Below are 12199 nucleotides of genomic sequence, written 5' to 3' on the forward strand. Positions count from 1 at the left end.
GGCAGGAGCGACTACTCATCAAGGGCCGAGCGCTATCCGTGCTCACACTGAGCCCGGATACATTAGCGCAAGCTCGATTTACCGTTAATCGCTGCTGAGTGGCAGAAGATGGGCTGACCATACATTTTGGGTACTTTTTCGGCGTCTGGAAAAAGTGCCTCGCCGTAAGGGCGAAACCGCCAACGGCCCCCCCCCGAAGCAACGGATATTCACCCAAAACCCCAAGAGCATGGCCGGCCCAAAGGCCGCCAAGACCCGGCACCCAGAGCCAAAAAAAAGCCCCGACCTATTCAGGCCAGGGCTCTCATCACATCTCAGGCAATCATCAAAACCGCTTGATCTCAGCCTGAGCTTCCAACTGCTTGCGATACGCCGCAAAGTCCTGCTGCCCCTCACGCGAAGCAAGGAAACGACGGTACTGAACCTTCTCTTCATCCGTCGGCGCAGCCGCTTCGTTAACGCCGTTCAGACGCACAATCATCAGACTACCGTCCGGCAGAGTGACGCTGGAGAACGTCGGCTTGTCCTTCGCAGCCGGCTTCGGCATACGGAACAATGCTTGCAGCACCGCCGGATCAACACCTTCCTGACCACGGGTGGCCGCTTCGGTAGCTTTCCAGTTCTGCCCGTCAACCGCCTTGTCCAGAGGAGCCTTGCCATCACGCAGATCAGCAATCAGCTTCTCCGCCTTGGTCTTGGCTGCGGCGCTGGCATGCTCTTTGGTCAGTTGAGTGCGGATCGCCGCGTTCACGCTTTCCAGCGGCAGTTGCGCAGGCTTCAGGTGCTCCTTGGAGCGCAACACGATCACGGTTTCCGGATCCAGCTCGATGGCGGTGCTATTGGCACCTTCGTCGATCACTTCAGTGCTGAACGCTGCGGTGACCACGGCACGGTTGGCCGCAATACCTTCGCCACCCTCACGGCCGAACGGCTTGGAGGTGTGCACGGTCAGCTTCAGATCCGCCGCTGGCTGAGCCAGGTCAGACGCTTCGAACGCGGAGTCTTCCAGTTGCTTGGTCGCCTCGACAAAACGCTGCTCGACCTGAGCGGCTTTCAGCTCGCGGGTCAGCTTGTCTTTCAGGCTGGCCAGGGTCGGCACTTCAGGCGCTTCCACACCCAACAGCTTGATCAAGTGATAACCGAAGTCGGTACGAATCGGCTCGGACACCTGGTCTTTCGACAAGGAGTACAAGGCTTTTTCGAACGCCGGATCGTAAACGCCAGGACCTGCATAACCGAGGTCGCCGCCATTGTTGGCCGAACCCGGATCCTGCGAGAACTCTTTGGCCAGCGCTTCAAACTTCTCGCCCTTGGCCAGACGCGCCTGAACGTCTTCGATCTTCGCTTTGGCCTGAGCCTCGGTGGTCTTGTCGTTCACTTCGATCAGAATGTGCGCGGCACGACGCTGTTCCGACAGGTTGGCGATCTCTTTCTGATACGCCGCCTGCAGGTCTTCGTCCTTGACGGCAACCTGATCGAAGAACGAAGACTTCTTCAGTTCTACGTAATCGATGATCACTTGATCCGGAGTCATGAACTCCTTGGCGTGCTCGTCGTAGTAAGCCTTGACCTCGTCGTCGGTCAGTTTGACCGCCGCCGGGTCAGCCTTGACGTTCAGGGTTGCGAAATCGCGGGTCTGTTTTTCCAGACGGGCGAATGCCAGCACTTCGGCGTCAGTGACGAAACCACTGCCCGCCACACCGGCGCGCAGTTGGCCGATCAGCATTTCCTGAGCCAGCATCTGGCGGAATTGCATACGGCTGTAACCCAGTTGACGGATCACCTGGTCGAAACGCTCGGAGCTGAACTTGCCGTCCACCTGGAATTCAGGTGTCTGCAGGATCACTTGGTCCAGTGCGCCTTCGGAGAAAGCGAATTTCGCTTGCTCTGCACCTTGCAGCAGCAGCTTGCGATCGATCAGACCCTTGAGGGCCGATTCGCGCAGCATTTTTTCGTCGAGCAAGGAAGCATCGAAGTCCTTGCCCAGCTGTTGCATCAGCTGACGGCGTTGCATATCAACGGCCTGGCTCAGCTCGTTCTGGCTGATTTCATCACCGTTGACCTTGGCCGCCTCATTCTTGTGAGTCGTGGCCTGGAAAATGGCGTCGAAACCGGTCAGAGCCATCAGTGCAACGATGACCCCGATAATGGTCTTGGCAATCCAGCCTTGTGAATTGTCCCTGATATTCTGCAGCATGCGTCCCCCAGAAACGGTTGAACTTCAAAATTAGGCAACCGTGGAGCGTGGGTAGAATCCGGATAGAAGAAAGGCGCATCCGAGGATGCGCCTTCTCGTAACTGGCGGAGCGGACAGGGCTCGAACCCTCGATCCCGGCGTTACAGGCCACTGTTTCAGCGACCTGCTCTACCGCTCCGCTGCCAAGTCAGGCATGACCCCGACCCGGATGGGTAAAAACCTGAAAACTTAGTTAACAGCTTCTTTCAGTGCTTTACCGGCTTTGAAACCTGGCTTCTTGGCAGCCGGGATTTCCAGAGTCTTGCCGGTTTGAGGGTTACGACCGGTACGAGCCGGACGGTCCGTCACGGAGAAAGTACCGAAACCAACCAGAACAACGGAGTCGCCAGCCTTCAGAGCGCCAGTGACGGATTCGATTACAGCGTCCAGCGCACGGCCAGCAGCAGCTTTCGGGATATCAGCGGATGCAGCGATAGCATCAATCAGTTCCGACTTGTTCACTCTAAGTCCCCTTATATCTATTTTGAGATGATTCTAAGTTTTTTGGTGAAAGCAAAAACGAGTGCTGAATGGCCTACAGACACTTAAGAGCCGCTTTATAACAAGGGCTCTAAAAAACTGTCAAGGAAGCCCCCCAGGCAAAAGCGTATTAATGCGTGCTAATTCTTTCCTTAGAGTCAGACTCACGTTTTTCGTCCTTGGCAACTATCTCCGGAGCCACATCCGGCAAGGGCTCCGGCGCGTATTGCAGCGCAATTTGCAGGACCTCGTCAATCCATTTAACCGGTTTAATCTGCAGATCCTGCTTGATATTGTCAGGAATCTCCTTCAGATCGCGCACGTTCTCTTCCGGAATAATCACGATCTTGATTCCGCCGCGGTGAGCCGCCAGCAGTTTTTCCTTCAGACCGCCAATCGCCAGCACTTGACCACGCAGAGTGATTTCACCGGTCATGGCGACATCGGCGCGCACCGGAATGCCGGTCAAGGCCGACACCAGCGCCGTACACATGCCTACGCCAGCGCTAGGGCCGTCTTTCGGCGTCGCCCCTTCCGGCATGTGGATGTGCGTGTCACGCTTCTCGTGGAAGTCCAGAGGAATGCCCAGACTCTTGGCCCGGCTGCGCACTACAGTGAGCGCGGCAGTGATCGATTCGACCATCACGTCGCCCAGCGAACCGGTCTTGATCAGTTGACCTTTACCGGGCACAACCGCGGCTTCGATGGTCAGCAATTCACCACCCACCTGAGTCCAGGCAAGCCCCGTGACCTGACCGATCTGATCCTGTTGCTCAGCCAGACCGTAGCGGAATTTGCGCACCCCGAGGAAGTGTTCCAGCAGGTCAGCTGTCACTTTCACCGAAAAGCGTTTTTCCATTGAGTGCTCTTTAACGGCCTTGCGGCAGACCTTGGCGATCTGACGTTCGAGGCCACGCACACCGGCTTCACGGGTGTAGTAACGGATGATGTCGCGGATCGCTTCAGCGTCGAATTCCAGCTCGCCCTTTTTCAGACCGTTAGCGGCGATCTGCTTTGGCGAGAGGTATTTGACGGCGATGTTGATCTTTTCGTCTTCGGTGTAGCCCGGCAGACGGATCACTTCCATCCGGTCGAGCAGCGCCGGCGGGATGTTCATCGAGTTCGAGGTGCACAGGAACATCACATCCGAGAGGTCGTAATCGACTTCCAGATAATGGTCGTTGAAGTTGTGGTTCTGCTCCGGATCGAGCACTTCCAGCAACGCCGACGCCGGGTCGCCACGCATGTCGCTGCCCATTTTGTCGATTTCATCGAGCAGGAACAGCGGGTTGCGCACACCCACTTTTGTCATCTTTTGAATCAATCTTCCTGGCATCGAACCGATGTAAGTCCGACGGTGACCGCGAATTTCCGCTTCATCACGCACGCCACCGAGGGCCATGCGCACGAATTTGCGGTTGGTGGCATGAGCGATCGACTCCGCCAGCGAGGTTTTACCCACGCCCGGAGGACCGACCAGGCACAACACCGGGCCACGGATTTTCTTCACGCGCTTTTGCACGGCGAGGTATTCAAGGATACGTTCCTTGACCTCTTCGAGACCGTAGTGATCGGCATCGAGAATGTCTTCTGCGCGCGCCAGGTCCAGGCGAACCTTGCTCTGCGCTTTCCAAGGCACTTGCACCAGCCAGTCGATGTACGAGCGCACCACGGTGGCCTCAGCGGACATCGGCGACATCTGCTTGAGCTTGTTGAGCTCGGCAGTAGCTTTGGCCAACGCGTCTTTCGGCAGACCGGCAGCGTCGATACGCTTCTTCAGGTCTTCGATTTCGTTGTGGCCTTCGTCGCTGTCACCGAGCTCTTTCTGAATGGCCTTCATCTGCTCATTCAGGTAGTACTCGCGCTGACTGCGCTCCATTTGCTTTTTGACGCGGCCACGAATGCGTTTTTCGACTTGCAGCAGATCGATCTCGGCATCCAGCAACGCCAGAACGTGCTCGACCCGAGCCGACAAATCGATGATTTCGAGGATTTCCTGCTTCTGCTCGATTTTCAGCGCCATATGCGCCGCCATGGTGTCGACCAGGCGACCCGGCTCATCGATGCTGTTGAGCGACGACAGGACTTCAGCCGGGACTTTCTTGCCCAGCTGTACGTATTGTTCGAACTGCGACAGCAGTGTGCGCACGAACACTTCGGATTCGCGCTCGGCGGCGTCGACCTCTTCGATCAACGAGACTTCGGCACGGCAGTGGCCGTCAACTTCGCTGAAGCGCTCGACGGTGCCGCGTTGCTCACCCTCGACCAGAACCTTGACGGTGCCGTCAGGCAGCTTGAGCAGCTGTAGAACAGTGGCGATGGTACCTACGCGATAGAGAGCGTCTTCACCGGGATCATCGTCAGCCGGGTTTCTCTGGGCCAGCAGCAGGATCTGCTTGTCGCCCGTCATCGCAGCCTCGAGGGCTTCGATGGATTTCTCGCGCCCCACGAACAGCGGGATAACCATGTGCGGATAAACCACGACATCACGCAATGGCAGGAGAGGCAATTCGATGGTTGTCTTCATGATTTCGCCTCTACGGCGGCCATATGGCCGTAATCAGATGGAATTGAGCTTGAAACCAAGATGGGGGCTGCCTTGAAAAAAAACAAGCACAAAGCGGATGTAAAAAATGACATAAAAAAAAAGAGGCCCGAAGGCCCCTTCTTTATTCCAGCAGACTGGACGCTTAAGCGTCCGGCGCTGCCTTGGCCGTCGGCTCACTGTTCTCGTAGATATACAGTGGCTTGGACTTGCCTTCGATCACGCTTTCATCGATCACGACTTTGCTCACCTCGGACTGCGAGGGGATTTCATACATCGTGTCGAGCAGTACACCTTCGAGAATCGAGCGCAGACCACGAGCACCGGTTTTACGTTCCAGGGCACGCTTGGCGACCGATTTCAGCGCGTCGGTCCGGAACTCCAGATCCACGCCTTCCATCTCGAACAGCTTGGCATACTGTTTGGTCAGTGCATTTTTCGGCTCGGTGAGGATCTGCATCAGCGCAGCCTCATCCAGCTCGTCCAGCGTCGCGAGGACCGGCAGACGACCGACGAATTCCGGGATCAGACCGAACTTGACCAGATCGTCAGGCTCGACTTCACGCAGGGATTCACCGACTTTCTTGCCTTCTTCCTTGCTGCGCACTTCTGCGTTGAAGCCGATGCCGCCCTTGGTGGAACGGTTTTGAATAACCTTTTCCAGACCGGAGAACGCACCACCGCAGATGAACAGGATGTTACGGGTGTCGACCTGCAGGAATTCCTGCTGCGGGTGCTTGCGACCACCTTGCGGCGGTACGGAAGCGACCGTGCCTTCGATCAACTTCAGCAAGGCCTGTTGCACGCCTTCACCGGAAACGTCCCGGGTGATCGACGGGTTGTCGGACTTGCGAGAAATCTTGTCGATTTCGTCGATGTAGACAATACCCATCTGGGCCTTCTCTACGTCGTAATCGCACTTCTGCAGCAGCTTCTGAATGATGTTCTCGACATCTTCACCCACGTAACCCGCCTCGGTGAGGGTGGTTGCGTCGGCAATGGTGAACGGAACGTTCAGCAAGCGGGCCAGTGTTTCGGCCAGCAGGGTTTTACCGGAGCCTGTCGGGCCGATCAGCAGGATGTTGCTCTTGCCGAGTTCGACGTCGTCAGCCTTTTTGTCACGCTGGTTCAGGCGCTTGTAGTGGTTGTACACCGCTACGGCCAAAACCTTTTTCGCACGCTCCTGACCAATGACGTACTGGTCAAGGATGCCGCTGATTTCTTTAGGCGAAGGCAATTTATGCGCGCTGCTCTCGGCCTGGGCTTCCTGCACCTCCTCGCGGATGATGTCATTGCACAGGTCGACGCACTCGTCGCAGATAAAGACCGAGGGGCCGGCAATCAATTTGCGCACTTCATGCTGGCTTTTGCCACAGAAGGAGCAATAGAGCAGCTTGCCGTTGTCCTCGCCGTTGCGGGTGTCAGTCATTCGTTCGATCCAAATCCGATAGGCTTGCAACACAAGATGAAGGCTATTGCGGGCTTTTTCAAGCCCGCCGCTGATCAGACAAGCCGACCAAGCCTATTTTGAGCTGCTTATTTTAAGCTGGGCGCTGGTTGATCACTTCGTCGATCAGGCCATATTCCTTCGCAGCTTCTGCACTCATGAAGTTGTCGCGATTGGTATCGCGCTCGATTTCTTCCAGAGTACGCCCGCTGTGTTTGGCCATCAGCGTGTTCAGACGCTCGCGAATGAAGAGGATTTCCTTGGCGTGGATTTCGATGTCCGACGCCTGCCCCTGGAAACCGCCCAGTGGCTGGTGAATCATCACGCGCGAGTTCGGCAGGCAGAAACGCTTGCCCGGGGCACCTGCGGTCAGCAGGAATGCGCCCATGCTGCAGGCTTGGCCGATGCAGGTGGTCGACACGTTCGGCTTGATGAACTGCATGGTGTCGTAGATCGACATGCCTGCAGTCACCGAACCGCCCGGGGAGTTGATGTAGAGATGGATGTCCTTGTCCGGGTTTTCCGCTTCAAGGAACAGCAGTTGCGCACAGATCAGGTTGGCCATGTAGTCCTCTACCGGACCAACCAGAAAGATCACTCGCTCCTTGAGCAGGCGCGAATAGATGTCATAGGCGCGTTCGCCACGAGCAGATTGCTCGACAACCATCGGGACCAGGCCGCCGGCGGCCTGGATATCAGAGTTCTGCTGAATATAAGAATTACGGAACATGCTCTGCAGTCGCTCCCAAATAGTTATGTCTTGAATACGCATAAGCCAGCTCGAGAGCTGGCTTATGGTGTGTACTTCTTAACGCAAAACCAATCAGTCGGCTGTTGGAGCTTCTACCGGCTTGACTGCTTCTTCGTAAGAGACCGCTTTGTCGGTCACACTAGCTTTCTGCAGAACAGTATCCACAACTTGCTCTTCCAGCACAACCGAACGCACTTCGTTCAGCTGCTGCTCGTTTTTGTAGTACCACGACACAACCTGCTCAGGCTCCTGGTAAGCGGAAGCCATTTCCTGAATCATTTCGCGAACGCGAGCTTCGTCAGGCTTCAGGTCGAATTGCTTGACCACTTCAGCAACGATCAGGCCCAGCACGACGCGGCGCTTGGCTTGCTCTTCGAACAGCTCGGCCGGCAGTTGATCAGGCTTGATGTTGCCACCGAACTGCTGAACAGCCTGCACACGCAGACGGTCAACTTCGTTGGACAGCAGCGCCTTAGGCACTTCGATCGGGTTGGTGGCCAGCAGACCGTCCATTACCTGATTCTTGACCTTGGATTTGATCGCCTGACGCAGTTCACGCTCCATGTTCTTGCGAACTTCGGTGCGGAAACCGTCGATGCCGCTTTCCTTGATGCCGAATTGAGCGAAGAACTCTTCGTTCAGCTCTGGCAGCTTAGGCTCGGAAACATTGTTGACGGTAACGGTGAACTCGGCGGTTTTGCCAGCCAGGTCCAGGTTCTGATAGTCCTCTGGGAAAGTCAGGTTCAGAACGCGCTCTTCGCCCGCTTTAGCGCCAACCAGGCCTTCTTCGAAGCCCGGGATCATGCGACCGGAACCCAATACCAGCTGAGTACCCTTGGCGGAACCGCCAGCGAATACTTCGCCGTCAACCTTGCCAACGAAATCGATGTTCAGTTGGTCTTCGTTCTGGGCAGCGCGATCGGCCACTTCAAAACGAGTGTTCTGCTTGCGCAGGATGTCGAGCATTTTGTCCAGGTCAGCGTCAGCCACGTCAGCGCTCAGGCGCTCAACGGTGATGCCGTCGAAACCGGCAACGGTGAACTCAGGGAACACTTCGAATACAGCAACGTATTCCAGGTCTTTGCCAGCTTCGAGCGACTTAGGCTCGATCGACGGCGAACCAGCAGGGTTCAGCTTCTGCTCAACCACAGCTTCGTAGAAGGAGGACTGGATCACGTCGCCTACAGCTTCCTGACGAGCATCAGCACCGAAACGGCGCTTGATTTCGCTCATTGGCACTTTGCCTGGACGGAAGCCAGCAATCTTGGCCTTTTGGGCAGTCTGCTGCAGACGCTTGTTGACCTGAGTCTCGATGCGCTCAGCCGGCACGGTGACGCTCATGCGGCGCTCGAGAGCAGTAGTATTTTCAACAGAAACTTGCATGGATATTCCTCGTTGCACAGACGTTAGCCGGCCGTTTCCGACCCCAGAATCAAGGGCATGCATTCTAGTGGGTCAAACTCAAGAAGTCACCCTACTGAAAACGGGTAAAAAAACAGCAGGCAATTTATAGGGATCGATGCACGGATGCAGCGCGTCCCACAGGCGAATACAACCAATCACGCCAGGGCTCTGCGCCAACCGCTTCTATATATAGAAGAGGCTGCCAATCAGTCCCTGACGGCCGAACCTGCAAGCAAGTCCGGCGAGCAGCACAGCATCATCGAGCAACATAAATACGACGAAGCGCCCTGCCCCTGCGCCCCGAAACCGGCAATCGCCGCTTTTCAGAACCGCTAAAACAAAAAAGGCGCCAGACTGTTAAATCTGGCGCCTTTCGAAATATGGGGTGGACGATGGGGATCGAACCCACGACAACGGGAGTCACAATCCCGTGCTCTACCAACTGAGCTACGCCCACCATATTGCGTAACAAAAAAGCCAAACAACTTCTTTGTTGAAACCTCACCAGCCCGAAGACATGAATGAAGCTTTAATTGGTGCGGATGAAGAGACTCGAACTCTTACGCCTCGCGGCGCTGGAACCTAAATCCAGTGTGTCTACCAATTCCACCACATCCGCGATGAAGCTTTTAAAGCAAAGGCGCCAGACTGTTACATCTGGCGCCTTTCGAAATATGGGGTGGACGATGGGGATCGAACCCACGACAACGGGAGTCACAATCCCGTGCTCTACCAACTGAGCTACGCCCACCATATCGCGTTACTTGTGCCAAAGCTGCCTAATGGCGCACCCGGCAGGACTCGAACCTGCGACCATCCGCTTAGAAGGCGGATGCTCTATCCAGCTGAGCTACGGGCGCCTTATTAATCTGTACTCTTAAAGGACTACAAACTAAGTGCTTTCCAGTGTCGCAGAACCTTGATTCCGCTTCACCTTCTTAACCAGTGCTAGGCTGTGCCCGACAAGTGCGACGAATAGTATAGAGCGCTCGAAAGGTCGTCAAATCCTTTTTGAAAAAAATTCATTTAATTAAAGGAGTTAGAGGAATTTGCTGACCAAGCGCCTTTGCCCTCAACGCTCGACATGCGAGAATGCGTTCTCATTTTTTCCCCTCTCGATGGTTAATCACGCGCAATGACTGCACAACTAATCGACGGCAAATCGATCGCCGCCAGCCTGCGCCAGCAGATCGCCCAACGAGTTGCCGAGCGTCGCCAGCAAGGCCTGCGCACTCCCGGCCTCGCGGTGATCCTGGTCGGCAGCGATCCTGCCTCTCAGGTTTATGTCTCGCACAAGCGTAAAGACTGTGAAGAGGTTGGCTTCCTCTCTCAAGCCTACGACCTGCCCTCCGACACCACGCAAGACGCGTTGACCGATCTGATCGATCGCCTCAACGACGACCCTGCAATCGACGGCATCCTGCTTCAGCTGCCGCTGCCCGAGCACCTGGATGCCTCCAAATTGCTGGAGCGCATTCGCCCGGACAAAGACGTCGACGGCTTCCATCCTTATAACGTCGGCCGCCTGGCCCAGCGCATTCCGCTGCTGCGTCCCTGCACACCTAAAGGCATCATGACGCTGCTGGAAAGCACTGGCGCTGACCTTTATGGCATGGACGCAGTGGTCGTCGGCGCTTCCAACATCGTCGGTCGCCCGATGGCGATGGAATTGCTGCTGGCCGGTTGCACCGTGACCGTGACCCACCGCTTCACCAAGGATCTGGCCGGCCACGTTGGTCGTGCTGATCTGGTGGTGGTGGCCGCCGGCAAGCCGGGCCTGGTCAAAGGCGAGTGGATCAAGGAAGGCGCGATCGTGATCGACGTCGGCATCAACCGTCAGGACGACGGCAAACTGGTCGGCGACGTCGTCTACGAAACCGCCCTGCCCCGCGCTGGCTGGATCACTCCAGTGCCGGGTGGCGTAGGTCCGATGACCCGCGCCTGCCTGCTGGAAAACACCCTTTATGCGGCAGAAACCCTGCACGCCTGATCGGTACTTTCAGCAATAAGAAAAACCCGCCTTGTGCGGGTTTTTTCATGCCTGAGAAAAAACTGTAACCGTTCGCCGGAAACCCCTCTTTTTACAGGCCTTTTCACGAGTTTTTCAGGTCATTCAAACAACCATCGACAGATCTTCAGCCATACTCCTAGAATGCGACGCTTTGAAGAAATAACCCGTTACAAACTAACGGAATATCCAACCTTTATGAGTTCGCCCGCGTGAAAATTCGTCTTTCGATTCTGAGCCTGTTTTTTGCTTTTACAGGCACATTCATCACGCCAACGATCAACGCTGCGGAAACCACCGCTGCCCCGCGTGACGCTTCGAGCCTGAAGATCGCCTCCGGCAGCGCACTGCTCATGGATATGCAGACCAATAAAGTCATCTACTCCAGCAACCCTGACGTGATCGTGCCGATCGCATCTGTCAGCAAGCTCATGACTGGACTGGTAGTGGTTGAAGCCCGGCAGAACATGGACGAATGGATCAATGTCGATATCAGCAACACACCGGAAATGAGGGGTGTGTTCTCCCGAGTCAAACTCAAGAGTGAGCTGCCGCGTCGCGAGATGCTGCTGATCGCCTTGATGTCTTCGGAGAACCGCGCGGCCGCCAGCCTCGCTCACCACTATCCGGGAGGTTACGCAGCCTTTATCGCGGCCATGAACGCGAAAGCCAAGGCACTGGGCATGACCAGTACGCACTTTGTCGAACCGACAGGCCTGTCGGAACGTAACGTTTCCACCGCCCGTGACCTGAGCAAGCTGCTGGTGGCCGCGCATAAGTACCCGCTCCTCAGCGAACTCACCACCACCAAGGAAAAGACCGTGTCATTCCGCAAACCCAACTACACTCTGGGTTTCCGCAATACCGACCACTTGGTGAACAAGGCCGACTGGGACATCAAGATCACCAAAACCGGTTTCACCAATCCTGCCGGTCATTGCCTGGTCCTGGTAACGAAAATGGCTAACCGCCCGGTCGCGCTGGTGATTCTCGATGCCTTCGGCAAATACACCCACTTTGCCGATGCCAGCCGTATTCGCAGTTGGGTGGAAACCGGCAAGAGCGCCAACGTTCCTGCGGTGGCGCAACAATACAAGGCCGAGAAAAACCTTAAGTCACGCCAGAGCGGTGTGGTTGAAGCGTCCAAGTAACCCACGCCCGCAAGAAAAAGCCCCGAATCCTCGGGGCTTTTTTTTCGCCTGTGTCTCGTCCTGAATAAGGTTTACACCTTCTGGCTTCTTATCAGGAGGGTGCAATGGAGACGGGCGAAAAGCGCAGTCAGCGCGATTACACGCTGACTTTTAAATTGTCGGTTGTCGATCAGGTCG

8 protein-coding genes and 4 tRNA genes are annotated in these 12199 nt (G+C 56.0%); 2 read left to right on the plus strand and 10 right to left on the minus strand.

Annotated features, from left to right (window positions below):
• Positions 1-325: 325 nt before the first annotated feature.
• From AC0ZWN_RS28385 to AC0ZWN_RS28430, 10 genes are all read right to left on the minus strand, one after another.
• Positions 326-2197, minus strand: a complete 1872-nt coding sequence (locus tag AC0ZWN_RS28385) for a SurA N-terminal domain-containing protein (protein ID WP_476337648.1) — start codon at positions 2195-2197, stop codon at positions 326-328.
• Positions 2198-2425: 228 nt separating this feature from the next.
• Positions 2426-2698: an HU family DNA-binding protein gene (locus tag AC0ZWN_RS28390; protein WP_003183171.1), complete on the minus strand. Its 273-nt coding sequence runs from the start codon at positions 2696-2698 to the stop codon at positions 2426-2428.
• Positions 2699-2846: 148 nt separating this feature from the next.
• Positions 2847-5243, minus strand: a complete 2397-nt coding sequence (gene lon / locus AC0ZWN_RS28395) for an endopeptidase La (protein ID WP_476337650.1) — start codon at positions 5241-5243, stop codon at positions 2847-2849.
• Positions 5244-5406: 163 nt separating this feature from the next.
• Positions 5407-6690: an ATP-dependent Clp protease ATP-binding subunit ClpX gene (gene clpX, locus AC0ZWN_RS28400; RefSeq protein ID WP_003223632.1), complete on the minus strand. Its 1284-nt coding sequence runs from the start codon at positions 6688-6690 to the stop codon at positions 5407-5409.
• Positions 6691-6802: 112 nt separating this feature from the next.
• A complete protein-coding gene (gene clpP, locus AC0ZWN_RS28405; protein WP_007951559.1) occupies positions 6803-7438 on the minus strand; it encodes an ATP-dependent Clp endopeptidase proteolytic subunit ClpP in 636 nt (211 codons plus the stop codon).
• A gap of 93 nt (positions 7439-7531) precedes the next feature.
• Entirely contained in the window at positions 7532-8842 is a 1311-nt protein-coding gene (tig, locus tag AC0ZWN_RS28410) for a trigger factor (protein WP_476337651.1), read from the minus strand.
• A gap of 402 nt (positions 8843-9244) precedes the next feature.
• Positions 9245-9320, minus strand: a tRNA-His gene (locus tag AC0ZWN_RS28415).
• A gap of 77 nt (positions 9321-9397) precedes the next feature.
• Positions 9398-9482 (minus strand) — tRNA-Leu (locus AC0ZWN_RS28420).
• 56 nt (positions 9483-9538) lie between these two features.
• Positions 9539-9614 (minus strand) — tRNA-His (locus tag AC0ZWN_RS28425).
• A gap of 32 nt (positions 9615-9646) precedes the next feature.
• A tRNA-Arg gene (locus AC0ZWN_RS28430) sits at positions 9647-9723 on the minus strand.
• A gap of 275 nt (positions 9724-9998) precedes the next feature.
• Here AC0ZWN_RS28430 and folD point away from each other — a divergent pair.
• Together folD and pbpG are read left to right on the plus strand one after the other, a co-directional pair.
• Positions 9999-10853: a bifunctional methylenetetrahydrofolate dehydrogenase/methenyltetrahydrofolate cyclohydrolase FolD gene (gene folD / locus AC0ZWN_RS28435; protein WP_038362797.1), complete on the plus strand. Its 855-nt coding sequence runs from the start codon at positions 9999-10001 to the stop codon at positions 10851-10853.
• A 230-nt stretch (positions 10854-11083) separates the two neighbouring features.
• Positions 11084-12022 carry a D-alanyl-D-alanine endopeptidase gene (pbpG, locus tag AC0ZWN_RS28440; RefSeq protein ID WP_093434043.1) on the plus strand — a complete coding sequence of 313 codons (939 nt, stop codon included), beginning with the start codon at positions 11084-11086 and terminating at the stop codon, positions 12020-12022.
• Positions 12023-12199 lie beyond the last annotated feature (177 nt).

The organism is Pseudomonas sp. 3B-A001-10F (assembly GCF_056313565.1).

Excerpts from the sequence above, each read along its gene's own strand:
- AC0ZWN_RS28385 (WP_476337648.1), bottom strand. The coding sequence starts at position 2,197 with ATGCTGCAGAATATCAGGGACAATTCACAAGGCTGGATTGCCAAGACC.
- lon (WP_476337650.1), bottom strand. The coding sequence starts at position 5,243 with ATGAAGACAACCATCGAATTGCCTCTCCTGCCATTGCGTGATGTCGTG.
- clpX (WP_003223632.1), bottom strand. The coding sequence starts at position 6,690 with ATGACTGACACCCGCAACGGCGAGGACAACGGCAAGCTGCTCTATTGC.
- clpP (WP_007951559.1), bottom strand. The coding sequence starts at position 7,438 with ATGTTCCGTAATTCTTATATTCAGCAGAACTCTGATATCCAGGCCGCC.
- tig (WP_476337651.1), bottom strand. The coding sequence starts at position 8,842 with ATGCAAGTTTCTGTTGAAAATACTACTGCTCTCGAGCGCCGCATGAGC.
- folD (WP_038362797.1), top strand. The coding sequence starts at position 9,999 with ATGACTGCACAACTAATCGACGGCAAATCGATCGCCGCCAGCCTGCGC.